This window comes from Planococcus salinus (assembly GCF_003719725.1).
Taxonomy (GTDB): domain Bacteria; phylum Bacillota; class Bacilli; order Bacillales_A; family Planococcaceae; genus Planococcus; species Planococcus salinus.
Genome location: NZ_RIAX01000006.1, coordinates 1 through 25258 on the forward strand (window position 1 = coordinate 1; position 25258 = coordinate 25258).

Below are 25258 nucleotides of genomic sequence, written 5' to 3' on the forward strand. Positions count from 1 at the left end.
AAGAAGCTCGAAGGCTGTGCTCCGATCGCCCAAAGGCGACCCTCGCAAATGCCGTTCGCGCACCAAGGCGCTCGTGACGTCTTTTGTTGACGTTTTGCTGTTCGGTTTTCAAGGTTCAAGTTGTTTGTTTAAGTTGCCGTCGTTCTTGGCGACTTTATTAATATATCCTGTTTCAGCTCTGAAGTCAATAATTATTTTGAAATATTTTTTCTCGCTGTTTTAAGGACATGTATAACTATAAACCGCCGAGAATGGAAAATCAAGCTTTTATTTTAAAAAAGTATGATTTTATTTTTCTGTAATCTGTAATGAAGAAAATGATTCCCGTAATGACAATACTTCCGCCGATGATTTGGCTCCAGGATAAAACTTCTCCCAGGATAAAATAAGCAAGGATAGCAGCACCTACCGGCTCAAAAAGAATGGCGATGGAAATGACATTGGTGCTGACGAACTTTAATGCCCAGTTGAACAAAGTATGGCCGAACAAGTTTGGGATCAGGGCAAGCAGCAAAAACCACATCCATTCCTGCGCGGGATAAGGACCGAAAGACTCTCCTTTCGCTACTACATAAAAAAATAACGTAATAGCACTGATTCCATATACTACAAAAGTATATGTCATTAAGGAGAGGCGCTTTCGCACATCTTGCCCGAACAATAAATAGGCGGTGATCAGTGCACACGCCGCCAATGCTAAAACATCTCCAAACAAAGCACTCCCACTGATGCGGAAATCGCCATAGCCAATCAGCACGCTTCCCAATACAGCGATTCCACCGGAAACCAGTGTTTTTACCGATATCGATTCCTTAAAGAAAAAATAAGTTCCAACAAAAGCGAACAGTGGCTGTAATGTCACGAGAACAGTCGAGCTGGCCACAGAAGTATAATTCAATGATTCAAACCACAGGATGAAATGAAACGCCAGGAAAATACCGGCGATCGTCGTGAATAGCCAATCCCTTTTGCTTAGCTTTTTGATTTCGTGGGTATATTTCCAAAAGAAGACCGGGCTCATAATGAGAATGGAAAAAAGCATTCGGTAGAACGCGGTGACTCCGGAATCTGCGGTAGTCATTTTAACAAAGATTGCAGAAATTGCTACGGAAAAGACGCCGATAATAATCGGAATATAAGGATGTATGATTGGTTTCTCCATGACGTTACCTCTTACCTCTCTTACCTGTTTTCATATTTCGTTCAAACTCTTATACTAGTTTGACACGCAGCTGTAGCGGAAGCAACCACAAAACTGATTGGAGGCATTGTATATGGATTTGTTTACAGCATTGCAGGTTTCTTCTTTGGAGACTTTTATAAAATTATTGATCGCCGCTTCCCTGAGTTTGGTTATCGGACTTGAACGGGAGCTGAAAAGAAAACCGGTCGGGCTGAAGACCAGCGTTGTAATCTCCACATTCAGTTGCCTCCTCACCATTATCTCGATTGAATCCGCTTATATCGCAGAAGGAAGTCAGCATGAGAATGTCAATATTACAATGGACCCTCTCCGCTTGGCCGCACAAATTGTCTCGGGCATCGGGTTTCTTGGAGCTGGTGTTATTTTAAAAAGAGGCAATGATTCCATATCCGGCTTAACAACAGCTGCAATGATTTGGGGGGCCGGAGGAATCGGCATTGCCGTCGCTGCCGGATTTTATATTGAAGCAGCTGTCTCTGTACTCATTATTTTATTCGGAATTGAACTGATCCCCCCCTTATTGTTTAAATTTGGTCCAAAAAGGTTGAGAATGGCGGAGGCCAACTTAAAAATTACAGTCTCCGGCAATGCTTCCATTCGTTCAGTAGTAAATCAATTAAAAGCAGAAGGGTTGATCATCGAGTCGATGAACATCACGCACGATGATCATGAAGATTCGTTTGACAAACATGAGGTAATTATTCGAGTGACTTATTTACAGAACAAAGAAATCATTGACTTGTATCAGGAGATTTCGGAGTTGGAGGAAGTAAAAAACCTGGCTATCGAGCTGATCAACTAAAAAAAGGATTGAGCTTTTGGCTCAATCCTTTTTTCTATAAAGAAGCTTGCAGGATTTCAATGACGTTCTCTTTGTCCATTTTTGCGAAGTTACCGAACTCTCCATAAACCATCGCCTTGTCCGCGATGATTTCAATTTTCGAATCATCAATTTCATAATCTTCCAATCGGGTCGGAGCACCTAGTGATGTCCAGAACTGTTGCAAGCGATCGATTCCTTCATATGCAACTTCTTCTGCCGTCTTGCCTTCTGGGTCTACTTCAAATACACGTTCAGCCATTTGAGCAAAACGGGACGGGTTTTGTTTGACATTATGACGCATCCATTGAGGGAACAAAATTGCCAATCCGCCGGCATGTGGAATATCATACACGGCTGATACTGCGTGCTCGATATTATGTGTTCCCCAATCTCCGTTATAGCCCATCTCCAGGAATTTGTTCAGCCCCATCGTGCCGGCGAATAAAATCGTTTCCCGGTGTTCGTAGCTGTTCAGGTCCTCCATCAACTTAGGAGCAGTTTCGATAACGGCTTTCAATACACCTTCGCACATGCGGTCCTGTACCGGTGTATTGACGGCATTGTTGAAATACTGTTCAAAGATGTGCGACATCATGTCCACAATTCCATAAATCGTTTGGTCTTTTGGAACCGTCAAGGTGTAAGTTGGGTCCAAAATAGAAAATTTAGGAAATGAAAACGGACTTCCCCAACCATATTTCTCTTGTGTTTCTTCATTTGTAATAACAGATCCTGCATTCATCTCTGAACCGGTGGCCGCTATTGTCAAAACTGTACCAAATGGCAAACCATCTGTTGCTTTTGCTTTACGCGACACCAAATCCCATGCATCTCCATCGTATTTCGCTCCGCAGGCAATCAGCTTTGTACAGTCGATCACTGAACCGCCACCTACTGCCAAGAGCATTTCGATGCCTTCTTTTTTGCAGATTTCAATCCCTTTTCTTGCTGTGGAAATCCGCGGATTAGGTTCAACTCCTGCTAATTCAAAAATTTCCAGTCCGGCTTCACCTAAAGCAGCCATCACTTCATCATAGAGGCCGTTCTTTTTAATGCTTCCGCCTCCATAGACCACCAATACTTTTTTGCCGTATTTCGGCAGTTCTTTTTTTACTGCCTCTAATTGGCCTTTACCGAAAATCAACTTTACTGGATTATAAAACGAAAATGCATTCATCTTTTTCCGCCTCCTTTTCATTTTATATTATGCAGAATCTACAGATGAATTGCAAAAACGACAAAAAACCGTTTGGATTCCAGGAATCCAAACGGTTTTTTTCATAATCATACCCAGCCACGGAAACGAGCCGCTTCCGCTGTTCTGCGGGCACCTACCATGTAAGCTGCTAAGCGCATATCGATATTGCGGTTTGAGGCTACATTGTAGATGTTTTCGAAAGCGTCAACCAATTTTTTATGGAGTCTTTCGTCGACTTCTTCCTGTGTCCAGTAATATCCTTGGTTATTCTGAACCCATTCAAAATAAGAGACGGTAACGCCACCGGCACTGGCCAACACATCAGGAACCAGCAGAATTCCACGGTTCGTCAAAATCTTGGTTGCTTCAGCAGTTGTTGGACCATTGGCCGCTTCCACAACGATTGATGCTTTGATGTCATAGGCATTCTCTTCTGTGATCTGATTCGAAATGGCTGCAGGAACCAAAATGTCGCAATCAATTTCGAATAACTCTTTGTTTGAAATGGTGTTGTCGAATAATGTCGTAACTGTTCCGAAACTGTCACGGCGATCTAGTAAATATTCAATGTCCAAACCGTCTGGATCGTGTAATGCACCGTATGCATCAGAGATACCTACTACTTTAGCGCCGGCATCGTACAAAAATTTCGCCAGGAAGCTGCCTGCATTCCCGAACCCTTGTATGACTACTCGTGCGCCTTTCATATCCAGACCGCGTTTTTTCGCAGCTTCATTAATAACAATGGTTACGCCTTGAGCAGTGGCTTTGTCACGGCCTTCTGAACCGCCAAGCACCAAAGGTTTACCGGTAATGAATCCAGGAGAATTGAATTCGTCAATTTTGCTGTATTCATCGAACATCCATGCCATGATCTGTGAATTTGTAAATACGTCCGGTGCCGGGATGTCTTTGTTTGGCCCGACGATCTGACTGATGGCACGGACATACCCGCGACTCAGTTTTTCAATCTCGTGCATGGACATTTCCCGCGGATCACAGATGATTCCGCCTTTCCCGCCCCCGTATGGCAAATCTACAATTCCACATTTTAATGTCATCCACATGGACAATGCCATAACTTCTTCACGGTTTACATCAGGATGAAAGCGCACTCCACCTTTCGTAGGTCCAACCGCGTCATTATGTTGTGCACGGAAACCGGTAAACACTTTCGTTTTCCCGTCATCCATCCGAACTGGAATACGGACTTCCATGATCCGCATTGGTTCTTTCAGAAGTTCGTACATCGACTCTTCATATCCGAGTTTATCCAATGCAGTTTTAATAACGTTTTGCGTTGACGTCAACAAATTCAAGTTTTCAGCCATTGTTTTAAATCGCCTCTTTGTATTATAGTAATTACTTCGCATTCAGTGTAACATAGTTCAACTTTCATTTGCTATAAAGTTCTTACTTTGAGAATACTTTTTGAATGCGTTCAATTGCCCAATCCAAATCTTCTTTGGAAATAATCAATGGAGGCGCAAAACGGATGACCGTGTCATGAGTTTCTTTGCACAATAACCCCAGTTCCTTCAATTGTTCACAATATGGACGAGCTGCTTCCGTCAATTCCATTCCGATGAACAGGCCGCGCCCTCTTACTTCTTTAACAGATGGATGTTTGATTTCACGCAATTTGCCCATGAAATATTCACCCAACTCCAATGAACGTTCAGCTAACTTTTCTTCTTTCAACACATCCATTGATGCAATGGAAACAGCACTCGCAAGCGGGTTTCCGCCAAAAGTGGAGCCGTGCGATCCCGGATTGAAAACACCAAGCACTGATTTATCAGCCACAACGCAGGAAATCGGGAACACACCTCCGCCAAGTGCTTTTCCTAATATGTACATATCAGGGTTCACATTTTCCCATTCACAAGCAAACATTTTACCTGTTCTGGCAAGTCCACACTGGATTTCATCCGCAATGAAAAGGACATTGTTTTCACGGCATAGTTCCCTTGCCTCTTTCAGGAACCCTTCCGGTGGCATGATGATGCCTGCTTCGCCCTGGATCGGCTCAATCAGGAAAGCGGCAGTGTTTGGCGTAATGGCATTTCTCAACGCTTCCAGATCACCGAACGGGACAATGTTAATGCCTGGCAGCATAGGACCGAAACCTTTACGGTATTCTTCATCAGAAGACAACGATACAGCAGTCATAGTACGGCCATGGAAGTTTCCTTCGCATGCAATGATTTCCGCTTGGTTTTCAGCAACTCCCTTTACATCATAAGCCCAACGGCGTGCTGCTTTGATTGCTGTTTCTACAGCTTCTGCGCCAGTGTTCATCGGCAAAGCCATTTCTTTTCCTGTAAGTTCACAGATCATTTCATACCAAGGTGCCAGTTTGTCGTTATGGAATGCGCGCGACGTCAACGTAACTCGGTCAGCCTGGTCTTTTAAAGCCTGAATGATTTTCGGATGGCGATGCCCTTGGTTAACGGCAGAATACGCTGACAGCATATCCATGAATTTATTGCCTTCCGGGTCTTTTACCCATACCCCTTCTGCTTCTGAAATGACGATTGGCAGTGGATGGTAGTTGTTCGCTCCGTATTTCTCTGTTTGTTCAATAATGGTTTGTGTCTGTGTCATATCTATTCCTCCTTTTTTAAAAAAGGCAGACACGACGTCTGCCTTTCGCTGTATTATTATAACACTTATTGAATGATTATAACACCATCCGAAATTTAGAACATTTCTGATGTTGTTTTTGCCTGCATGTGGAGAGCCAGGTAGTCCGGACCACCAGCTTTGGAATCCGTACCAGACATATTGAATCCGCCGAACGACTGGTATCCGACAATGGCGCCTGTGCAGCCACGGTTAAAATACAAGTTCCCGACATGAAATTCTTCACGTGCATATTCAAGGTGCTCACGGTTATTTGTGATGACACCGCCTGTCAGGCCATATTCGGTATTGTTTGCAATATCAATGGCCTCTTTGAAATCTTTTGCTTTTGTGAAAGCGACAACAGGACCGAAAATCTCTTCCTGCATAATGCGGGCTTTCGGATCAAGGTCTGCAAAAATGGTCGGGTTGATAAAGTAGCCTTTTGAATCGTCTCCTGTACCACCTGCAACCAAGCGACCTTCGCCTTTGCCGATTTCGATATAGTCCATAATTTTTTTGAAAGCAGCCTCATCATTCACCGGCCCCATGAAATTGGATTGATCGGTAGGATCGCCAATGGTCAATTCATTTGTCAGTTCGATGGCGCGTTCCAAAACTTCATCATATACATCTTCAACAATGACAGCGCGTGAGCCAGCAGAACATTTTTGCCCACTGAAGCCGAATGCGGATTTTACGATGGATTGAGCAGCAAGCTCCAGGTCTGCCTCTTTATCGACGACCATTGTGTTTTTGCCGCCCATTTCCGCGATTAAGCGTTTCATCCAGATTTGGCCTTCATTCACTTTGGCAGAGCGCTCTGCAATGCGCAAACCTACATCTCTTGAACCTGTAAATGAAATAAAGCGTGTGTTCGGGTGGTCCACCAGGTAATCCCCAACTTCCCCTCCAGGTCCTGGAATGTAGTTGACGACACCAGGCGGCATGCCCGCTTCTTCAAGAACTTCGATGAATTTATAGGAAACGACCGGAGTTGTCGAAGCCGGCTTCAATAGCACCGTATTTCCTGCGACCATCGCGGCTACTGTTGTACCTGCCATGATGGCAAAAGCGAAGTTCCAAGGGGAAATGACAACCCCCACGCCCAACGGGATGTAATCGTAACGGTTGTATTCGCCCGGACGGCTCTCCACTGGCATGCCATCTTTCAGACGAAGCATTTGACGGCCATAGTATTCCATGAAGTCGATGGCTTCTGCTGTATCGGCATCCGCTTCGTTCCATGGCTTCCCTGCTTCTTTTGTCAATAAAGCCGAAAACTCGAATTTACGGCGGCGGACGATGGCTGCTGCTTTGAACAATACATCAGCACGCACTTCAGGTTTCACTTTGCTCCAGGTTTTGAATGCTTTATCAGCTGATTGCATTGCTTTTTCAGCCAATTCTCTGTTCGATTTCGAAACTCTTCCCACAACCTCTTCTTTGTTGGAAGGGTTTGAGGAAATAATCTTGTCTTCAGTTGTAACACGCTCTCCACCGATGACCAATGGGTAGTCCTGTCCCAAATAAGCTTCAACGGTTTTCAAGCCTTCTAAATAAGCGTTACGGTTTTCCTCAATGGAGAGGTCCGTGAATGGTTCGTGTTTGTAGGGAATCATGTAAATCCTCCTCTTTTTGTTATATGTGCAAAAAAAATTTGCACTTATAATCTGTTTATATATATAATAATGCAAAAGATTATTGCATTTTTCAAGTATTTTAATTCAAAAAATCAAAAAACTTTTTGGGGTGAGCACATTGAATCGGAAAGAACTGGATTTATCCCCTTTCTTCTCATTCGCTGTAGAGCATGTGGGCGTAGGTGTTCATGCAATTGATCTAAAAGGGAAAACCATTTTATACAATAAGAAAATGAAGGAAATTGAAGGCTTTGATTTTGAAGAGCTGGCTGACCGTTCCTTGTTGGAGATGTTCCGTTTCGATCAGCACGAAAGCACATTGCTTGAAGTGTTACAGAGCGGAACGCCTGTTTTGAATGCCAAACAGACCTACTGGAACCGCAAAGGACAGGAAATCACGACCATCAATGATACTTATCCCGTATTTGATGGACAGCAGATGATTGGTGCCATTGAATTATCGCGGGATGTGACACGGCTCGAGAAAGTGGTATATCAGCCTTTGAAGAAATACGAGGAACCTGTTACTTTCACCAGCTTGACGGCGGTCTCCGACAGCATGAAGAATGTAATTAACACGGCAGAAAAAGCAGCGATAGCGCAGCTTTCCGTCATGCTGATCGGGGAATCCGGAACCGGCAAGGAGCTGATCGCCGAAGCCATTCACTGGGCTTCTTCCGACGGAGAACTTCATACCCTTTACTGCCACGGAACGGATGAGCAGCTGATCGAGCAGTTGGCAGAAAATCTGAACGAAAACGGCAGCGGCACGGTGTATTGTGAACGCATTGACTTATTGCCTTTTGCGTTGCAGACCCGCCTGCTGGAAATGGCAAGAGAATATTCCAATCACAGCATTACTTTTATCGCGAGTGTAGGTGAAGATCCAGTCGAGTTGGTGGCTGAGAAAAAATTAATGAAGGAATTGTATTACTTCTTTTCTGCTCTTACCATCAAAATAGAGCCGCTCCGTAACCGCAAAGAAGACATTATGCCATTCGTTGAAGATTATTTCTCCCGCCACCGTATGAAGTTCGGTTCAGTTGTAAAAGGAGTCGATGAAGACGTGAAGCGGTTGTTCCTCGCTTATGACTGGCCGGGGAATTTAAAAGAGCTGGAGCTGTTGCTGGATGAGACCACGTCCTTACTGACCACTGAAGAAGTCGTTACGGAAGAATTGCTGCCTTCTCACTTTAAATTGAAAGTAAACAAAGACGGAAAGCTGAGACCGGAGGATTTTCTTGTCCATACGACTAAGGAATTGCCGCCTTTGGAGGAATATTTGTTGGAAGCCGAGATCTATTACCTTGAGAAAGTGATGGACCTTCACCATGGCAACGTCACCAAAGCGGCTGCCGCTCTCGGGATGAGCCGCCAAAACCTTCAGTATCGATTGCGTAAAATCAAAAAAAACGAAGGGCAGACGTAATGTCTGCCCTTCGTTTTTTCTTATTGATCAGATCCGTTTTTCTTATTGCCCGGATCTTTTGATCCATTCTTGCATTTTGTCTTTCAACGTGTTGAATCCTTCAGAATCACGCTCATCCACATGGGATTGCAAAGACTGTTTTGGTTTTTCATTGCGCTGCGCTGCTGGTGGCTGTTCTTGAAGCGCGCGGATTGACAAGCTGATTTTTTTCGATTTTTCGTCAACTTCCAATACCTTTACGTCTACTTCCTGCCCAACTGCAAGATACTCGCTCACTTCTTTAACATAACCGTGAGTGATTTCTGAAATGTGGACCAACCCTTGCGTTTGCTCATCCAACGCTACGAAAGCCCCGTATGGCTGGATTCCTGTTACTTTACCGGAAACTGTGTCTCCTACTTGGTATGTTTTTGTCATCTTTACCCGCTCCTAGTCTTATCTGATTGTCCTATACACCTATTGGCATCTGTATATTATAGCACAGTCCCTGCTAACTAGTAAAATCTGATTTGCCATCCATACTGCGTTTTTCCTTCCACTTTCTATTTCACTCACCCTCCAGCCCGCTTCTGCACCATGCCAGTCATTACAGCGGTCTGTGTTGTCGCTCATCAGCAGCTCTATAACGGAAAGAGCTAACCAGGGTTCGACTTACCGAATAAAGTCTTTCACATTTCGTCATTTCACCTTTTTCGCCGGTCACGAGTTCACTCTTTTCTATAATTAGCCATCCCAATATACAACGCATTCTAAAGAAGGAGCCAGTTTCATCTATTTTTTTCACCCCGTGTCGTGTAGAATGAATAAATCCAGAATATAGAGGAGTGCTCACAATGAAACCACGCGAACAATGGACTTCCAAAATTGGCTTTATCCTTGCAGCGGCCGGCAGTGCGATCGGCCTGGGCGCCATTTGGAAATTTCCGTACGAAACGGGGGCCAATGGAGGAAGCGTCTTCATCCTACTGTTTATCATCAGTACCCTCGCCATTGGCCTGCCGATTCTCCTTGCTGAATTTGTCATCGGCCGAAAAGGTCAGGCAGATGCAGTAAGTGGATTGAAAAAATTAGCTCCGGGAAAATACTGGTTTTTGATCGGCTGGTCCGGCTTTATTTTTTCTTTTCTCATTTTATCTTTTTACAGCGTAGTCGGCGGTTGGATTTTGTCTTATCTGGGCCGTTCGCTGTTGTTCCAGCTTTCAGATTTGGGAGATAACGGATTTGCTGAGTTATTCAACGGCATCATCGGCAATCCATGGGAAGTATTGATTGCCCAAGCCGGATTTATGCTCCTCACTGTTTGGATCGTCCAAGGGGGGATCAAGTCGGGAATCGAACGGGCCAGCAAAATCATGATGCCATCGCTTCTCATCTTCCTGGTGATTTTAATCATCCGCTCATTGACGTTAGAAGGAGCTATGGAAGGTATTTCTTTCATGTTTGTGCCCGACTGGTCATTTTTCACTTTTGAAACGGCTTTGATCTCTCTTGGTCAGGCTTTCTTTTCATTGAGTGTGGGTGTAGCGGGAATGATCACGTATGCTTCCTATTTGTCCAAATCTGAAAATTTGGGGCGCTCCGCTGCCAGTGTCGCGGCATTAAACATTCTAATCTCCATCATGGCGGGATTAATCATTTTCCCTGCTGTGTTTGCACTCGGTTATACGCCTGATCAAGGGCCTGGCCTCGTTTTCATCATTTTGCCGGCAATTTTCGATCAGCTTTTCATGGGACAATTCCTTATCATCATTTTCTTTGTCCTTTTATTGTTTGCCACGTTGACTTCATCGATTTCCATGCTGGAAATTGTCGTCTCCATCGGTGTGAAAAACCAATACGAACGCCGACGCAGAACAGCTATCGTTTTTGGCTTACTGATCTTCCTGGTTGGTGTTCCAAGCGCTTTGTCGTTCGGTGTGTTGTCGGAACCGTTCATGTTCGGTTACTTGTTCTTTGATTTCATCGACATGTTAACCAGCCGGATTGGCCTGCCTCTTGGTGCCTTATTCATTTCGTTGTTTGCCGGATATGTGCTGACCAAGAAAGATGTCCATGCCGAATTGAATGAACAGGATGTATTGGTCGACATATGGCGGGTGTTGGTAAGGTATGTAGCGCCTGCTGCCATTATCATCGTTTTCGTCCAGGGTTTGATGGATGTGTTCGGAGGTTGAAGTGTTTGAAAAATGACACAACTTCAGCTTTCACCGGGTGTACCGGCATGGTATGATGGAAGTGGAAAAGTACCAATACTAAAGGAGTGTATGACTATGAAACAGGATTTGCACACTCAATTGAAAGCTGCTCGGGAAGAACGCAACGTCAGTCTGGACGATTTATCGCTACGAACCAGAATCGGTGTTTCGCGCCTTAAAGCCTATGAATCAGGCGAAGAAGTACCATCTGTACAGTCTCTTCTTATTCTGTCCAATGCATTGGATGTTCCAGCCTCAAATTTATTGGAAGGCATAGAAGCACAAAAATAAAAGCTCTCGGCTGTATTGGCCGAGAGCTTTTATTTTTTGTTTTGGCAAAATGGAAACCTCTTCCGCCCTTTTGTCTTCACCTGTTCACTCTTCGGACGATCACAACAGCAACTTCTCCAGCAGCTTCCGCTAGATTATGTGTTTGGCTTCGTATTTCAAAGCCAGCAATTTATAGGAAATATCGACACATTTTTCAATCGGAATCCATTTATTAAACGAAAATCCATAAATGCTTCGGATCTTTTTAGCCAACTCAGACGGGTCGTCCAGCACTTGAAGTGCCATTACCGCATCTTCAATTTCAGCCCTGTACATTTGCTCTCCGACTGAAAAAGGGTCCCATTGTTTCAGGATTCTGACTGCCCTTTTGTTCATTTCATTGACATCCATCTGTATTCACCCAACATTCTGTATCATGACCAGTTATACCGACCCATTCTGCAAAATAAAAAAGAAGGATCGAAACACCGTGAAAGTGTCATCGGTGCACAGTTTTTGATTACCGCTGAAGAATATCGATTGTGTCAATGGTGATATCCTCCACCGGTTTCTCTCCGTTTTTTTCAACCTGTGCGATTTCGTCAACTACTTCCATCCCTTCGATCACCTGTCCGAAAACACTATGAGCGCCGTCCAACCAGGGAGTACCGCCCATTTCCCGGTACAGCGCAACAACTTCATCGGGATAGTTTTCCGGCAATGCATCTTCTGCTGCCGTATCAGCCTGTACAATGAAAAATTGGCTGCCGTTTGTCCCCGGTCCTGCATTTGCCATCGATAACGCGCCGCGGAAATGATAGAGCTCATTCGAAATTTCATCTTCAAAAGGCTCACCAAAACTGCTTTCGCCCCCTCTTCCTGTACCTGTCGGATCCCCTGACTGAAGCATGAAGCCTTCCATCACCCGATGGAATATTACTCCGTCATAGTATCCTTCTTCCGCCAAAGCAAGAAAGTTTTCCACAGTTTTTGGGGCAATCTTCGGGAACAGTTTTATCTGAATCGTCCCTTTTGAAGTGTTCAGCTCAACTAACGCCTCCTGTTCAGCCACTTGGTCCGTAGTTTGCGGAAGCTGTTCAGGTGCAGTCATTTTATCTGCCGGCTCTTGCTCCGGTGATTTTGTTGAGGTTTGCTCTGCTCCACAGGCAGCAAGGACAACAGTCATCAATAAAAGTATGCTTATCATTTTCTTCATCTCTTTTTCACCCTGTTTCAGTTTACCATAAAAATTTTTGAATTCACTGGTAATTCCTTCCGCTTTTTTCGTGTGTCGAAATAGATTATAATAGAGACAGTTGGTTGCTTTAGAAAGAAGGGTTCACAATGATTGGACAAAAAAAGAACTTTATTATAATTATGTTTTCCAATTTTCTTGTAGCAGGCAGTACCACGATGATCATGCCCTTCTTATCCCTTTATATCGAATCCATGGGAGATTTCTCAGATGAATATGTACAGCGCTGGGCTGGACTGGTATTCGGCATCACTTTTGTTGCCGCTTTGATCATGTCGCCCATCTGGGGCCGCATTGCCGATAAATACGGATACAAACCGATACTGGTGATTAACGGATTTGGTATTGCCATCAGCATCTTTTTGATGGGCACAGCCGAATCTGTGATGGAATTGTTCCTGCTTCGTTTGTTCATGGGGATTGTCACAGGCTTCATCCCGACATCGCTGGCTTTTGTCAGTTCTCAGACGCCAAGGGAAATCGCGGGAAAAACACTCGGCACTCTGCAGATGGGAAGTGTTTCCGGCACCTTATTCGGTCCGGTCATCGGCGGTTTGATGGCGGATGCGTTCGGTTTCTCCTATACGTTTGTCATCACAGCGGTCGTTATCGGTTTTGCCGCAACTCTTGTGTTATTCGGCATCAAAGAAATCAAACGCGTCAAGAAAAAAGGCAGTCATGTCTATGCCAGAAAAACCATCGTCCAGGGAATTCTGCATCATCGACTGCTGATCAATGTCATGATTATCACATCACTGATTCAAATAGGCAATTTCAGCATACAGCCGCTGCTGTCACTTTACGTAGATCATTTGACGGGTGATGGTGCACAAGTCGCTTTTCTGGCAGGTATTACATTCAGCGCGACCGGGCTCGGAAATATTTTGTTTGCCCGCAGGTGGGGCCGTCTGGGAGATTCCATCGGTTACGAAAAAGTATTGGGCTTTTTGCTGGTACTGGCGTTCGCCTTTGTGGTGCCGCAAGCATTTGTCACCGAATTATGGCAACTGATCGGCCTGCGCCTGTTGTTCGGAATTGCAGTTGGCGGAATGATTCCAACGACTACCGCATTGATGAGACGGGAAGCCCCGATTGACATACAAGGGGAAGTGATGGGTTATAATACCAGCTTCCGGTTTTTAGGAAACATTGTGGGGCCTATGTTTGGCGGGATTGTCAGTGGATTTATCGGCATCTCTTCTGTCTTCATCGTCACTGGCACCTTGTTCCTGCTGTCGTTTGCTTTCTTGCGTTATACTTTGAAAAAGCCGGAACAGGATTTTGAAGATGTGTTACTAGAACAGGAAATGAAATCCATGTAAAAAAAGCTGATTCCATCCGGAAACAGCTTTTTTTCTTGTCCAAAAAATAATTTTTCTGCTGAGTTTCTACCTATTTCATAATTCGGGACAAAGTATGTCCATTTATCGTCTTTCAAAGGCCGAACGGTGCAAAACTGCTTCACTTACGTTATAATTTTTCTAGAAACTCATCACGTATACGCATGGAAGGAGGATTCATTTGTCACTTGTGTTTTTGATTTTTTTGCCTATAATCGCAGCGCTCTTCATACCGCTGTTGTTTAAAAAAATCGGCCAGATACATACGGGTTGGTTTGTCCTAATCGTCCCGGTCGCTTTATTTCTTTATTACGCAACAATCCTGCCAACAACGATGGAAGGTGGAACCGTTGTCTCGGAATTTCAATGGATCCCATCTCTTGATATTGCGGTCATCGCCTATCTTGATGGCTTGAGCCTGCTGTTCACATTGCTGATCACAGGCATCGGTGCATTGGTCGTGCTGTATTCCATTTTCTATTTGGATAAAAACCGGGAGCAATTACATAATTTCTATGTTTATTTGCTGATTTTCATGAGCGCCATGCTCGGAGTTGTCCAGTCCGACCATATGATTTCCCTGTATTTGTTTTGGGAACTTACATCGATCTCCTCTTTCCTTTTGATCGGTTATTGGTATACCCGCGACCGTTCAAGGTTTGGAGCTTTGAAATCCATGATGATTACCGTTTTTGGCGGATTGATGATGCTTGGTGGATTTGTGCTGCTCAGCATAATGGGCGATACATATTCCATCCGGGAACTGGTTGCCCAATCACCTGAACTGGCAAACCACGACTTCTTTATGTGGGCGCTTGTTCTCATACTGTTGGGAGCATTTACGAAATCTGCCCAGTTCCCATTTTACATCTGGTTGCCGGATGCCATGGAAGCACCGACCCCTGTCAGTGCGTACTTGCATTCAGCTACCATGGTAAAAGCAGGTCTTTACCTTGTTGCTCGCTTCACACCTATTTTCGCAGTCTCTGGAACATGGTTGTGGTTAGTCGCTGGCATCGGTTTGCTGACCATGTTCTGGGGATCTTTTTTCGCCCTGAAGCAGAAAGACCTGAAAGGCATACTCGCTTTTTCCACCGTTTCTCAGCTTGGGTTGATCATGTCCCTTCTCGGGGCATCGGCCGCTGGTTTCCATGTGGAAAATGCAGCAGAGACAGCGTTTAAGTATGCAGGCTTTGCAGCGATCTTCCATTTGGTCAATCATGCTGTCTTTAAAGGAAGCCTTTTCATGGTCGCTGGAATTGTCGATCACGAAACCGGTACGCGTGACATCCGGAAACTTGGCGGTTTGATGAGTTTGATGCCAATCAGTTTCACGGTTGCCATGATTGGATCGTTTTCAATGGCTGGTCTTCCATTGTTCGGTGGTTTTCTCAGTAAGGAACAATTTTTGACCGCTATGTTGACGTTAACGGAATTTGATTTGTTCTCAATGGATGCCTGGGGGATTCTATTCCCTGTTATCGCTTGGATCGGTTCTGTGTTTACATTCATTTACAGTTTCTATTTTGTGTTCCACACTTTTGCAGGCAAACATAAACCTGACCAGCTGCCGAAACCGGCTCATGAAGCACCTGCTGGCATGCTGGTGTCACCTGTATTCATGGCGGTACTCGTTATCCTGATTTTCTTTATTCCAAATATCGTTGGCGATTGGCTGGTCAAACCGGCTGTCGCTGCCATTCAGCCATTCCTCTACAATTCTCCAGCTGAAGTGGATGTCCACGTAGCGGCTTGGCATGGTTTCAATACAGAATTGTACATGACAATTGGTATTTTTGCGGTAGGTGGTTTGATGTTCTGGACACTCCGCAAGTGGCAGCGCAGTTATGAAGTCTTCCCTGACGCGTTGACGCTGAACCGTCTATACGATAATTTGATGTTTTTGGGAGATGTCGGCGCCAATCGTTTTTCAAAAACGTACATGACAGGATTTATCCGCTCGTATCTCGTTTACATGTTCAGCTTTCTGGTTATCATTGTGCTGGGAACATTTGTCCTGAACGGTGCATTTGCCATCGATTTTGCCAATTTGGCTCCCATTGGTTTTTACGAAATCGTCATTGTACTGACCTTACTTGGTGCCACTGTGACGATTCTTGCCTCAAAATCAAGGCTGACAGCCATTATCGCTCTGGGAGCAGTCGGTTATTCAGTGGCATTGTTCTTTGTCATTTTCAGAGCACCTGACTTGGCTTTGACTCAACTTGTCATCGAAACGATTTCTGTGGCATTGTTCCTGCTCGCTTTTTATCATCTACCGCAAATCAGCAGGAAAGAAGAACGGATGCGCTTCCGTTTCGGAAACGCCATCATTGCGGTGGGTGTGGGGGTTACGATGACTTTTGTCGCGCTGGCCGCCCATTCACAGAAAGCATTGCCTTCAATTTCAGAATATTACAAGGAAACGGTGTACTCGGAAGCTGGAGGCGGTAATATTGTAAACGTAATCTTAGTAGACTATCGTGGGTTTGATACATTGTTTGAAATTGCGGTGCTTGGTATTGCGGGCATCGGTATCCTGACGATGATCAAACTGCGGTTGAGCAAAAAGGAGGGACAGCATGAGAACAAATGACGTCATGCTGCAAACTGCCACAAAAGTGGTGACGTTCATCATCTTGCTGTTTGCTGTCCACATTTTCTTTGCCGGGCATTATACACCAGGTGGTGGATTCGTCGGCGGATTGCTGACTACCAGTGCAATCGTCTTGCTGATGCTTGCATTCGACATGAACACGGTGAGGAAAATATTGCCGATCAATTATGTCGTCATGACAGCTGTCGGTTTGTTGCTCGCAGTAGGAACAGCCGCTGCTTCCATCGTGTTTGATGTTCCGTTTTTCACGCACGCTTATGATTATTTTGATCTGCCGCTGCTTGGCGAAACTTCCCTGCATTCAGCAATGCTGTTCGATGCAGGAGTTTATTTGGTTGTTGTTGGAGTCACGATGACCATTATTCAAACGATTGGAGAGGATGAATAATGGAAATTATTATGTCAGTTCTCATTGGATTGCTTTTCATGGCAGCTGTTTACTTGATGCTTTCGAAAAGTTTAATCCGTATTATCATCGGCACCGGCCTTTTGAGCCACGGAGCCCACTTACTGTTGTTGACAATGGGCGGCTTGAGCGGCGATGCACCGCCTGTAGTGGCGGACGGTGTAAGCGTCGCTGATTATGCCGATCCATTGCCACAGGCTTTGATTTTGACCGCCATCGTCATTTCCTTTGCGGTTACTTCCTTCTTTTTGGTTCTGGCTTATCGGGCTTATCAGGAATTGGGGACAGACAATATGGATTTGCTGAGAGGAACCGAAGACCATGAGTAATTTACTTCTATTTCCGATCATCATTCCATTAATTTTTGCCACTGTTCTTATGATTTTCCCTAAAAACCTGAAAATGCAGCGCTGGATCGCTGTAATAGGTGCTGCCAGTACGTTTGTCGCTGGATTGTTTTTATTGGCCAAAGTCCAATCGGACGGTGTGCAGGCTGTAACACTTGGAAGCTGGCCGGCACCTTTCGGTATTTCAATGGTTTCCGACATGTTATCCGTGCTGCTTGTACTGAGCTCTTCACTGATCACTTTGTTTGTGGTCGTATACAGTTATTCGACCATCGGCATCAAACGGGAGCAATCGTATTATTACCCGGCTGTCCTGTTCTTGATGACCGGTGTCAACGGAGCTTTTACAACCGGGGATATTTTCAACTTGTTTGTTTTTGTGGAAGTGCTGTTGATGGCTTCATACGCATTAATCGTCCATGGCGGTGAAAAACCGCAATTGCGCGAGTCCATCAAGTACCTTTTGGTCAATATCATTTCTTCAGCCTTGTTCGTGGCGGCAGTCGCCTTTTTATATTCAGTGACGGGCACCTTGAATATGGCTGATCTGGCAGTCAAAATACCGGAAATTGAAGCAACGGGCATTTTAACCGTCATCGCTGTCATGTTTTTGGTCGTGTTCGGTTTTAAAGCCGCAATTTTTCCATTGTACTTTTGGCTGCCTGGTTCATACCATGCACCGCCCGTACCGATTCTGGCGTTGTTTGGCGCATTGCTGACAAAAGTCGGTGTTTATGCCATCATGCGTACATACACGTTGTTCTTTACAATGAACATAGGATTTACTCATGAATTGCTGGCAATCATCGCAATTTTGACAATCCTGGCCGGGTGTGTGGGCGCTCTCGCCTATTTTGATGTCAAGAAAATCATCATCTACAACATCATCATTGCTGTAGGCGTCATTTTGTTTGGTGTCTCGCAAATGAATGAAGCAGGAATCGAAGGCTCCATTTTCTATTTGATCCATGATATGTTGATCAAAGCAGCGCTGTTTTTCCTTGTCGGGATTGTTGCTGTACTATTCGGTACGACGAATCTTCGAAAAATGGGCGGCTTGATCAAAACCTATCCGGTGCTTGGATGGTCATACCTTGTGGCCGCATTCGGATTAGCAGGAATTCCTCCTCTCAGTGGTTTTCCCGGCAAATTGCTGATTGTCCAGGGAGGCTTTGAAGGTCCTCAGTTCTGGGGAAGCATTGTCATTTTGGCTACGAGTTTAATCGTCTTGCTAAGCGTCGTCCGTATTTTCATTTACGCTTTTTGGGGAGAACCGGTCGAAACCGTTCCACTCAAAAAATCATCTTATTATCAGATGTTTACTCCGACAGTGGTGCTGGTAGCCATTACAGTGTTCTTCGGAGTCGGTGCGGAACTCTTCATGCCGTTCATATCAGGTGCGGGTGAAGTGCTACTGAATCCATCCATCTATATTGATGCAGTATTAAAGGAGTAGATGTCGATGGCTTTGCAAATCTTATTGAATTTCTTTTTAGCCCTGGTCTGGATGTTCATGACAGTGTCTTTTACTCCGACTGGCTTTATCGTGGGTTATCTGGTCGGTTTGGGGATAATCGTTTTAATGCGCCGATTTTTTTCTTACCGCCTTTACACATCCCGCGCATGGGCTGTTATATCTTTGATCCTGCTGTTTTTGAAAGAGCTTTTCCTATCAAGCATTCAAGTGCTGCAAATTGTTGTCAGACCCAATATGAATATCAAACCGGCGATTTTTGAACTGGAAACGGAATTGCAGCATGACTGGGAAGTCACCCTCCTTTCCGCCCTGATCACTTTAACGCCGGGTACTCTGGTCGTGGGGATTTCCGATGACCAGAAGAGACTTTATATCCACGCGCTCGATTTTGAAGACATTGAGGATGCCGTCTCATCAATTAAAAACACTTTTGAACGCGCCATATTGGAGGTGAGCCGGCCATGATGATGTTTTACTGGGTATCGTTGATCGTTGTCAGTATCGCCTTTGCCGGCCTGCTCTTCCGGCTTGTCAAAGGTCCTACAGTCGCTGACCGTGTGGTTGCATTGGATGCCATCGGAATTTCGCTAGTTTCGATTGTGGCTTTGTTGTCGCTTATTATCGAAACGGAATTCTTCCTGGAAATTATTCTGTTACTGAGCATCCTCTCTTTTATCGGAACCGTCGCTTTTGCGAAATTTATTGAGAGAGGAGCGATTTTCGATCGGGACAATAATCGTTAACACCCTCATAATTATTTTGATCAGCACAGGAGTCATCTTCAGCGCCGTTACAGCGCTCGGACTTGTGCGCTTGCCCGATGTCTATACGCGTACACACGCTGCCTCCAAAAGTTCGACACTGGGTGTGTTATGTGTGCTAGTCGGCACGTTCCTCCATTTTTTGCTGGTGGAAAACGTCTTTAATACACAGGCGATCATCGCTATTGTGTTCCTATTCATCACCGCACCCGTCGGCGGTCACTTGATTGGGCGTGCTTCTTACATGTCCGGCATCAAAGTTGCCGAAGAAACAGTACGGGATGACATGGGAATCGCTATAAAAAAGAAAAAAGCAGAAGAGAAATAATAAAACCTGCAAGCGAAATCATCGCTTGCAGGTTTTTCGTTTATTAGTTATCAAGATTCTTCGGCCATTTTCTCCACCAGCATCGCCAGTGTACGCACCATGGCACCAGTGCCGCCTTTTGGACCCAGATCATGATCTGCCTCCGCATTGGAAGTGCCGGCGATGTCCAGATGGATCCATGGTGTATTTTCAGCAAATTCCCCTACAAATCCGCCACCAAAAATCATATGGCCATCACGGCCCGGCGAGTTGTTCAAATCCGCTACATCGCTTTTACGGATTCGTTTTTTGTCGCTTTCCGTAAACGGAAGTCTCCAGACAAATTCTCCTGTCTCCAAAGAAGCTTCCATAAAACTCTCAAAAAACGATTCGTCGTTGGTCAAAGCTCCTGTTTTGTCTTTGCCCAGAGCCACAATAACACCGCCTGTCAATGTCGCTACGTCGATGATCTTTGTGGCTCCCAACTGTTTTGCGTAAGTGACAGCGTCAGCGAGCACCAGTCGCCCTTCCGCATCTGTATTGAGAATTTCAATCGTTTTGCCGCTGAGCGAAGTGATGACATCATCTGGTTTAAATGCATTGCCGGATATCATATTATCAGTAGAGGCGATTACGGCCACCACGTTTTTATCCGGTTTCAATTCTCCAATGGCTCTCATGGCGCCCAGCACCGCAGCCGCACCTCCCATATCGCCTTTCATGCCGACAATACCGTCTTTCGGCTTTAAGGAATAGCCGCCGGTATCAAAGGTGATTCCTTTTCCAACAAGCGCCAACGGATCTTCAAATCCTTCTGTCGCTTTATATTTCAAGACAATCAGGCGGGGTTCCTCTACAGAGCCTTTGTTGACGGCAAGCAAAGCTCCCATGCCGAGCTCTTCAAGTTCCGATTTCCCCAGTATATCCGCTTCAAAGCCTTGTTCTGCAGCTAATTCTTTTGCATACTCTGCCATGGCGGAGGCAGTCAGGATATTGCCGGGCATATTGACAAGTGTCCGTGCTTCATTGACAGAATCTGCAAACACTTTTCCGATAAAAGCCGAAGCCCGAATATCTTCCGGATCGTCTTCAGTCAAAAAATGCAGCGATTCAATTGCAATATCGGCTTCATTGGATGTCGTCTTGTAGTCATCGAACTGGTAGGAACCCATCGTGATTCCTTCTGCCGCAAGATAAGCTGCATCTTCTGAAGTGATGTTTTCATTCAAGAAAGAATCCAAGTAAATGGCGACGCTCTGCATTTTTTTCTTTTTAAGCTCTTTCCCTACCTGTCCAAAAGACAAGCGCAGGTCTTCCTCCGTCAATTTTTTGCGGTCGTCCAGCCCAACGAATAACACCCGGGAAATCGTTCCTTTGAGTGTCGGATATGTAAGTAGGTTTTTTAAATCAAAAGACAGGTCCTGCTTCGTCCACGCTTCCAGTCTGCCGTCAAAACGTTCTGCAAAAGATTCCCACCCTTTGCTGTTTTCCGGATGGCGGCTCAAACCAACCACTAAAATATCAGCTTCTGCATTTTTGGCGTCAGCCTGTACTGTAAATTCCATTCAAATTCCTCCTAATTAAGTAATACATTCAGTTTAGCACGGAATCCTTTCTTTCAGTAGTTCGCAGGACGAAATGAAATAATGCGATGGCAGTGAAACGCTTTATGATATAATATGAACACATATTTTTTCGAAAGGTTGTTACTTGATGGCTATTTTTTCTAACTTGCCGCTGATGGCGGCCCTCTTTGCTATCCTTTTTGCTCAATTTGTTAAAATTCCGATTCAGTATATGGTGATACGTCAATTGGACTGGAAACTGTTCACTTCCACGGGTGGCATGCCAAGTTCACATTCCGCGGCCGTGACAGCGTTGACAACATCTGTCGGTTTGGAATATGGTGTCGATTCCACTATATTTGCGATTGCCGCTATGTTTGCTGTTATCACGATGTACGATGCGACTGGAGTCCGGTTCCAAGCCGGACAGCAGGCATTGACCATCAATAAATTACGGAATGATTTATATATTTTTATGGACGAAACAAGAAAATGGACGAAAATGAAGGAAGAAGAACGAATAGAAGATTTGAAAACGCTTCTTGGCCATAAGCCCAGTGAGGTGTTCATGGGCGCTTTGACCGGAATCGCCATTTCTTTTGTTTTTTATGCCATTTACAATTAAGACAAAACTAAAATGACCAATGAAAAACCACCGGAACAGTCAGCCCGTCCCGGCGGTTTTCCATGTGCTTATTCTAAAACATGCGGTAACCCATTTTACGCAGAATTTTCATGACAATCCCTGAAGTAATCGCGCCTGCCATGCCGGCAGCCAATACCGCAATATCACTGCCTGTCAGAGACTGCAATGAATCCCATAACAGGGAGAATGAGTTACCCGGATCTGTAAAATAATCAAAAAAGCCGATATCGTCAATAATCAGCAATACGACAATCGGATAAACGATCGCCATGAGCCATGTCATTCGAAGAAGCATATTCAATAAAAAGCCGATGCCGAAAAACATGACAAAAAATAACAACATCGAAATAATTAATTGCACGATTGTTAATGAACTGTCCATGGTTTCTAACCTCCGATATTCCCTTCATCAGTTTAACCGAAAACCCCTGCGCTTTCAACGACAGCAAAGAGAATTCATCGCTTTGTCACAGAATAGCGGAGGCGATCGAGCAAGGCCCGACTGGCGTAAGACACTCTGGCGAAGCGGCGTGTTTTCAGCCGCGCAACCAAATAAAAAAAACGCTTATGGGTTTAACTTCCATAAGCGTTTTTCTGTTATCGTTTATTTTTTTCCGGATCCTGAACAGCAGGAGCACGTTTCTGAGCCGCCAAGTCGTAATTGAAAATATCCTTGACCTGAGCAATAAGGGCATTGGTTTGCGGGTTTAGACTTTTTGAAGATTGTCATTCGAAACACCTCCTCCTGTTGTTTGTAATATTCTGATAATATATCATGTATGTTTTCACCACACAAGTAAAAATGCTTTATGTAAACGATTACAATTATATTTTTTTAAATTGTTCACTTTTTCGTCAATTTTGAACGAATAAGAGAATCCGCACAACGCCAAAAAAACTGCACTTCCACGGGTAGACAAATGTCTAATCGTTTCAGTGCAGTTTACAAGCCCAAACTTGTCTGTCTTATAGAACGTTGAACTTTCCTTTTTTCATAACAAGCGATGGTCCGCCGATCATATACAAAGCACGGTTATCAATCATTTTTTTCATGAAAGAAGCTCTTTTGCCCGTCACTTTTCTGCCGAATACCACGCCGATTGCATCGTCTTCACCTAATGAGCAAACAGTCCCTTTTAGGTCCGGTTCAAAAGCGTGTGTTTCTTCACCTTTGATCAAGGCACTGATGTTTTTCGCTGCCGCTTCCCCTTGTTGCATAGCGATTTGCGCCGTTGGAGGGAATGGGCGGTTTGTCTCTTCGTTGATCATCAAAGCACAGTCACCAACGATGAAGACATCTTCAAACCCAGGAGCACGAAGGTCTTTTTCCACTTTCACACGTGCACGCATGTTTTCGATTGGCGTCGATTCAATCAGTTTGCTGCCCCGAACACCTGCTGCCCAAACCACTGTACCGGCTTTGATGAATTCAAATTCGTCATCGCCTTTTTTAATATTGACCCCTTCAGGAGTGGCTTCCACAACCGGTGTGCCAATCGAGAATTCGATTCCTTTCGCTTCCAGGTTCCCCACTGCGTAATTGACCAATTCCGGATCAAATCCAGGAAGAACCATCGGTGCAGCTTCAACACAAACGACGCGGACTTTTTCGCGCGGCACATCAAATTCTTTGCACAATTCCGGTACACGGTTTGCAAGCTCTCCAAGAAATTCGATACCAGTAAAGCCGGCTCCGCCAACCACGATTGTCAAACGGCTGTCGTCTTTTACTTCCTCGGAAGACCATGTTGCAAATTGATATTCAATGTGTTCGCGAATATATCTGGCCGCTGTGACATTGGCGATTGATAAAGCGTATTTATCAAGACCTTCGATACCGAACGTTTCGCCTTCAAAGCCAAGAGCGATAACAATGTAATCATATGTAAAGTCTCCGTTGTCCGTCGAAACCTTCTTGCCAGTGACGTCAATTGCCTCAACAGTCGCTTGAACAAATTTCACTTTCACACCATCAATTACGTCTTTGATATCATAACGCACCTGTTCCGGCAACATTGTCCCTGCCGCTGCTTCATGAAGCCAAGTACTTTCGTAATGGTATTCGTTTTTGTTGATCAAAGTGATGTCGGCTGCATCTGTGCCTAGAACTTTCTGCAAGTTCACTACAGTAGCCAATCCACCATATCCTGCTCCTAATACTAATATTGACGGTCTTTTCAACACAATCGCAACCACCTTCAAGTCATTTTTTTAATCGGATCATGCGGCTTTTATGCCCCTAGTGCTTCCGATAAACTCCTACCTTCTATATTAGCCCTTTTATACCTCGATTTCAACTGAATAAAAATAAGGAGTATTGAAAAAACCTTTCCGCAAATCCACTTGCAGGAAAGGTTTTTGAATCGGCAATCATATCAGCAATTTTCCGGTGTGCCCGTTTTCTTTGCCGTCCGGAATGATGTTCCACAGCCGCATGAAGCGATGGCATTCGGGTTATTGATCGTGAAGCCTCCACCCATCAATGATTGCTTATAATCCACCACAGTTCCTTGAAGAATAGGTGCATCTTCTCTGGCGATCAAAATCGGAATTCCAAATTGTTCGTATTCATCGTCTTCCGGGCTTTTTTCCTTTTCAAAGCCCATGCCATACGTCAAGCCGCTGCAACCGCCTCCGTTAACGGCTACACGCAAATAGGAATCTTCCTCTTCGTTATGACGCATCATTTCTTTTACCTGGTATGATGCCGCTTCTGTAATTTCCACAACTTGTGTCATCCATATCACCCTCCTGTCTTTTTATCATAGCAATCTTTTCCATCATTTTTCAAGTTCTTCAACTTTCCAAAGGCGCTTACTCTACAGAAAAAGGGACCTGTAAAAGGTCCCTTGGCTTTAAAATACTTGTTCTACTTCCACAACGCCAGGAACTTCTTCCACTAACGCGCGTTCAATTCCTGCTTTTAATGTAATTGTTGAGCTTGGGCAGCTGCCGCATGCACCGAGTAGACGGAGTTTTACAATACCGTCTTCTACATCCACAAGTTCACAGTCCCCTCCGTCACGCAAAAGGAATGGACGTAATTTATCTAAGACTTCCATTACTTGATCTTCCATCAAAGCTTCAGTCATTTATATCGACTCCTTTCATTATAATCATTATAATGTGAATGAGCGGAAAAATCCACTA

Annotated in this window: 27 protein-coding genes; 13 read left to right on the top strand and 14 right to left on the bottom strand. The window is 44.7% G+C overall.

The window, feature by feature from the left end:
• Positions 1–259: 259 nt before the first annotated feature.
• On the bottom strand, positions 260–1162 hold the full coding sequence (locus tag EEX84_RS09265; RefSeq protein WP_123165360.1) for a DMT family transporter: 903 nt from the start codon (positions 1160–1162) through the stop codon (positions 260–262).
• Positions 1163–1274: 112 nt separating this feature from the next.
• On the opposite strand from EEX84_RS09265, the gene EEX84_RS09270 reads away from it, so the two are divergent.
• Positions 1275–2006 (top strand): MgtC/SapB family protein, encoded by a 732-nt coding sequence (locus tag EEX84_RS09270; protein ID WP_123165361.1) that lies wholly within the window; start codon positions 1275–1277, stop codon positions 2004–2006.
• A gap of 34 nt (positions 2007–2040) precedes the next feature.
• Here the strand turns inward: EEX84_RS09270 and EEX84_RS09275 are convergent, their stop codons facing one another.
• The 4 genes from EEX84_RS09275 to pruA form a co-directional block, all read right to left on the bottom strand.
• Positions 2041–3204, bottom strand: a complete 1164-nt coding sequence (locus tag EEX84_RS09275) for an iron-containing alcohol dehydrogenase (RefSeq protein ID WP_123165362.1) — start codon at positions 3202–3204, stop codon at positions 2041–2043.
• 107 nt (positions 3205–3311) lie between these two features.
• The gene (locus EEX84_RS09280) at positions 3312–4556 is read right to left on the bottom strand and encodes a Glu/Leu/Phe/Val family dehydrogenase (protein ID WP_123165363.1); all 1245 of its coding nucleotides are present in this window, start codon (positions 4554–4556) and stop codon (positions 3312–3314) included.
• 82 nt (positions 4557–4638) lie between these two features.
• Positions 4639–5832, bottom strand: a complete 1194-nt coding sequence (locus EEX84_RS09285; RefSeq protein WP_123165364.1) for an ornithine--oxo-acid transaminase — start codon at positions 5830–5832, stop codon at positions 4639–4641.
• A gap of 95 nt (positions 5833–5927) precedes the next feature.
• Positions 5928–7472, bottom strand: coding sequence for an L-glutamate gamma-semialdehyde dehydrogenase (gene pruA, locus EEX84_RS09290; RefSeq protein WP_123165365.1), 1545 nt, complete (start codon positions 7470–7472; stop codon positions 5928–5930).
• Positions 7473–7611: 139 nt separating this feature from the next.
• Between pruA and EEX84_RS09295 the strand changes: the two genes are divergently transcribed.
• Complete coding sequence (locus EEX84_RS09295; RefSeq protein WP_123165366.1) at positions 7612–8922, top strand: sigma 54-interacting transcriptional regulator; 1311 nt, start codon at positions 7612–7614, stop codon at positions 8920–8922.
• A gap of 42 nt (positions 8923–8964) precedes the next feature.
• On the opposite strand, the gene yugI is transcribed toward EEX84_RS09295, so the two are convergent.
• The gene (gene yugI, locus EEX84_RS09300; RefSeq protein ID WP_123165367.1) at positions 8965–9339 is read right to left on the bottom strand and encodes a S1 domain-containing post-transcriptional regulator GSP13; all 375 of its coding nucleotides are present in this window, start codon (positions 9337–9339) and stop codon (positions 8965–8967) included.
• Between the two features lie 416 nt (positions 9340–9755).
• On the opposite strand from yugI, the gene EEX84_RS09305 reads away from it, so the two are divergent.
• Complete coding sequence (locus tag EEX84_RS09305) at positions 9756–11096, top strand: sodium-dependent transporter (RefSeq protein ID WP_123165368.1); 1341 nt, start codon at positions 9756–9758, stop codon at positions 11094–11096.
• Between the two features lie 96 nt (positions 11097–11192).
• Positions 11193–11408: a helix-turn-helix domain-containing protein gene (locus EEX84_RS09310; protein ID WP_123165369.1), complete on the top strand. Its 216-nt coding sequence runs from the start codon at positions 11193–11195 to the stop codon at positions 11406–11408.
• Between the two features lie 129 nt (positions 11409–11537).
• Here EEX84_RS09310 and EEX84_RS09315 read toward each other — a convergent pair whose 3' ends face one another.
• Positions 11538–11783: a DUF1871 family protein gene (locus EEX84_RS09315; RefSeq protein ID WP_338048381.1), complete on the bottom strand. Its 246-nt coding sequence runs from the start codon at positions 11781–11783 to the stop codon at positions 11538–11540.
• Between the two features lie 124 nt (positions 11784–11907).
• Positions 11908–12603 (bottom strand): peptidylprolyl isomerase, encoded by a 696-nt coding sequence (locus EEX84_RS09320; RefSeq protein ID WP_123165371.1) that lies wholly within the window; start codon positions 12601–12603, stop codon positions 11908–11910.
• A 128-nt stretch (positions 12604–12731) separates the two neighbouring features.
• Here EEX84_RS09320 and EEX84_RS09325 point away from each other — a divergent pair, with 128 nt between their 5' ends.
• The 8 genes from EEX84_RS09325 (at position 12732) to mnhG (ending at position 19918) form a co-directional block, all read left to right on the top strand.
• Positions 12732–13964 (top strand): MFS transporter, encoded by a 1233-nt coding sequence (locus EEX84_RS09325; RefSeq protein WP_123165372.1) that lies wholly within the window; start codon positions 12732–12734, stop codon positions 13962–13964.
• Between the two features lie 199 nt (positions 13965–14163).
• Positions 14164–16578, top strand: coding sequence for a Na+/H+ antiporter subunit A (locus tag EEX84_RS09330; RefSeq protein WP_123165373.1), 2415 nt, complete (start codon positions 14164–14166; stop codon positions 16576–16578).
• A complete protein-coding gene (locus tag EEX84_RS09335; protein WP_123165374.1) occupies positions 16565–16987 on the top strand; it encodes a Na(+)/H(+) antiporter subunit B in 423 nt (140 codons plus the stop codon). The genes EEX84_RS09330 and EEX84_RS09335 overlap by 14 nt, the downstream gene beginning before the upstream one ends.
• Positions 16987–17334 carry a Na(+)/H(+) antiporter subunit C gene (locus EEX84_RS09340; RefSeq protein WP_123165375.1) on the top strand — a complete coding sequence of 116 codons (348 nt, stop codon included), beginning with the start codon at positions 16987–16989 and terminating at the stop codon, positions 17332–17334. The genes EEX84_RS09335 and EEX84_RS09340 overlap by 1 nt, the downstream gene beginning before the upstream one ends.
• Positions 17327–18808 carry a Na+/H+ antiporter subunit D gene (locus tag EEX84_RS09345; RefSeq protein WP_123165376.1) on the top strand — a complete coding sequence of 494 codons (1482 nt, stop codon included), beginning with the start codon at positions 17327–17329 and terminating at the stop codon, positions 18806–18808. The genes EEX84_RS09340 and EEX84_RS09345 overlap by 8 nt, the downstream gene beginning before the upstream one ends.
• A gap of 6 nt (positions 18809–18814) precedes the next feature.
• A complete protein-coding gene (locus EEX84_RS09350; RefSeq protein ID WP_123165377.1) occupies positions 18815–19294 on the top strand; it encodes a Na+/H+ antiporter subunit E in 480 nt (159 codons plus the stop codon).
• Complete coding sequence (locus EEX84_RS09355) at positions 19291–19572, top strand: Na(+)/H(+) antiporter subunit F1 (protein ID WP_123165378.1); 282 nt, start codon at positions 19291–19293, stop codon at positions 19570–19572. Before EEX84_RS09350 ends, EEX84_RS09355 begins: the two co-directional genes overlap by 4 nt.
• A complete protein-coding gene (mnhG, locus tag EEX84_RS09360) occupies positions 19520–19918 on the top strand; it encodes a monovalent cation/H(+) antiporter subunit G (protein WP_240033954.1) in 399 nt (132 codons plus the stop codon). The genes EEX84_RS09355 and mnhG overlap by 53 nt, the downstream gene beginning before the upstream one ends.
• 50 nt (positions 19919–19968) lie before the next feature.
• Here mnhG and EEX84_RS09365 read toward each other — a convergent pair whose 3' ends face one another.
• Positions 19969–21462: a leucyl aminopeptidase gene (locus EEX84_RS09365; protein WP_123165379.1), complete on the bottom strand. Its 1494-nt coding sequence runs from the start codon at positions 21460–21462 to the stop codon at positions 19969–19971.
• Between the two features lie 148 nt (positions 21463–21610).
• On the opposite strand from EEX84_RS09365, the gene EEX84_RS09370 reads away from it, so the two are divergent.
• A complete protein-coding gene (locus tag EEX84_RS09370; protein WP_123165380.1) occupies positions 21611–22087 on the top strand; it encodes a divergent PAP2 family protein in 477 nt (158 codons plus the stop codon).
• A 73-nt stretch (positions 22088–22160) separates the two neighbouring features.
• Here EEX84_RS09370 and EEX84_RS09375 read toward each other — a convergent pair whose 3' ends face one another.
• The 5 genes from EEX84_RS09375 to EEX84_RS09390 all read right to left on the bottom strand — a co-directional run bounded on the left by EEX84_RS09375 (position 22161) and on the right by EEX84_RS09390 (position 25200).
• Positions 22161–22490: a YuiB family protein gene (locus EEX84_RS09375; RefSeq protein WP_123165381.1), complete on the bottom strand. Its 330-nt coding sequence runs from the start codon at positions 22488–22490 to the stop codon at positions 22161–22163.
• A gap of 222 nt (positions 22491–22712) precedes the next feature.
• Complete coding sequence (locus tag EEX84_RS16515; protein WP_158599107.1) at positions 22713–22838, bottom strand: YuiA family protein; 126 nt, start codon at positions 22836–22838, stop codon at positions 22713–22715.
• Between the two features lie 236 nt (positions 22839–23074).
• The gene (locus EEX84_RS09380; protein ID WP_123165541.1) at positions 23075–24289 is read right to left on the bottom strand and encodes an NAD(P)/FAD-dependent oxidoreductase; all 1215 of its coding nucleotides are present in this window, start codon (positions 24287–24289) and stop codon (positions 23075–23077) included.
• Between the two features lie 194 nt (positions 24290–24483).
• On the bottom strand, positions 24484–24846 hold the full coding sequence (locus EEX84_RS09385; protein ID WP_123165382.1) for a HesB/IscA family protein: 363 nt from the start codon (positions 24844–24846) through the stop codon (positions 24484–24486).
• Between the two features lie 117 nt (positions 24847–24963).
• A complete protein-coding gene (locus EEX84_RS09390) occupies positions 24964–25200 on the bottom strand; it encodes a NifU family protein (protein WP_123165383.1) in 237 nt (78 codons plus the stop codon).
• Positions 25201–25258 lie beyond the last annotated feature (58 nt).

Coding starts and splice junctions, on each gene's coding strand:
- EEX84_RS09265 (WP_123165360.1), bottom strand. CDS start 1,162: ATGGAGAAACCAATCATACATCCTTATATTCCGATTATTATCGGCGTC.
- EEX84_RS09270 (WP_123165361.1), top strand. CDS start 1,275: ATGGATTTGTTTACAGCATTGCAGGTTTCTTCTTTGGAGACTTTTATA.
- EEX84_RS09275 (WP_123165362.1), bottom strand. CDS start 3,204: ATGAATGCATTTTCGTTTTATAATCCAGTAAAGTTGATTTTCGGTAAA.
- EEX84_RS09280 (WP_123165363.1), bottom strand. CDS start 4,556: ATGGCTGAAAACTTGAATTTGTTGACGTCAACGCAAAACGTTATTAAA.
- EEX84_RS09285 (WP_123165364.1), bottom strand. CDS start 5,832: ATGACACAGACACAAACCATTATTGAACAAACAGAGAAATACGGAGCG.
- pruA (WP_123165365.1), bottom strand. CDS start 7,472: ATGATTCCCTACAAACACGAACCATTCACGGACCTCTCCATTGAGGAA.
- yugI (WP_123165367.1), bottom strand. CDS start 9,339: ATGACAAAAACATACCAAGTAGGAGACACAGTTTCCGGTAAAGTAACA.
- EEX84_RS09305 (WP_123165368.1), top strand. CDS start 9,756: ATGAAACCACGCGAACAATGGACTTCCAAAATTGGCTTTATCCTTGCA.
- EEX84_RS09310 (WP_123165369.1), top strand. CDS start 11,193: ATGAAACAGGATTTGCACACTCAATTGAAAGCTGCTCGGGAAGAACGC.
- EEX84_RS09315 (WP_338048381.1), bottom strand. CDS start 11,783: ATGAACAAAAGGGCAGTCAGAATCCTGAAACAATGGGACCCTTTTTCA.
- EEX84_RS09320 (WP_123165371.1), bottom strand. CDS start 12,603: ATGAAGAAAATGATAAGCATACTTTTATTGATGACTGTTGTCCTTGCT.
- EEX84_RS09325 (WP_123165372.1), top strand. CDS start 12,732: ATGATTGGACAAAAAAAGAACTTTATTATAATTATGTTTTCCAATTTT.
- EEX84_RS09335 (WP_123165374.1), top strand. CDS start 16,565: ATGAGAACAAATGACGTCATGCTGCAAACTGCCACAAAAGTGGTGACG.
- EEX84_RS09340 (WP_123165375.1), top strand. CDS start 16,987: ATGGAAATTATTATGTCAGTTCTCATTGGATTGCTTTTCATGGCAGCT.
- EEX84_RS09345 (WP_123165376.1), top strand. CDS start 17,327: ATGAGTAATTTACTTCTATTTCCGATCATCATTCCATTAATTTTTGCC.
- EEX84_RS09350 (WP_123165377.1), top strand. CDS start 18,815: ATGGCTTTGCAAATCTTATTGAATTTCTTTTTAGCCCTGGTCTGGATG.
- EEX84_RS09355 (WP_123165378.1), top strand. CDS start 19,291: ATGATGATGTTTTACTGGGTATCGTTGATCGTTGTCAGTATCGCCTTT.
- EEX84_RS09365 (WP_123165379.1), bottom strand. CDS start 21,462: ATGGAATTTACAGTACAGGCTGACGCCAAAAATGCAGAAGCTGATATT.
- EEX84_RS09370 (WP_123165380.1), top strand. CDS start 21,611: ATGGCTATTTTTTCTAACTTGCCGCTGATGGCGGCCCTCTTTGCTATC.
- EEX84_RS09375 (WP_123165381.1), bottom strand. CDS start 22,490: ATGGACAGTTCATTAACAATCGTGCAATTAATTATTTCGATGTTGTTA.
- EEX84_RS16515 (WP_158599107.1), bottom strand. CDS start 22,838: ATGACAATCTTCAAAAAGTCTAAACCCGCAAACCAATGCCCTTATTGC.
- EEX84_RS09385 (WP_123165382.1), bottom strand. CDS start 24,846: ATGACACAAGTTGTGGAAATTACAGAAGCGGCATCATACCAGGTAAAA.
- EEX84_RS09390 (WP_123165383.1), bottom strand. CDS start 25,200: ATGACTGAAGCTTTGATGGAAGATCAAGTAATGGAAGTCTTAGATAAA.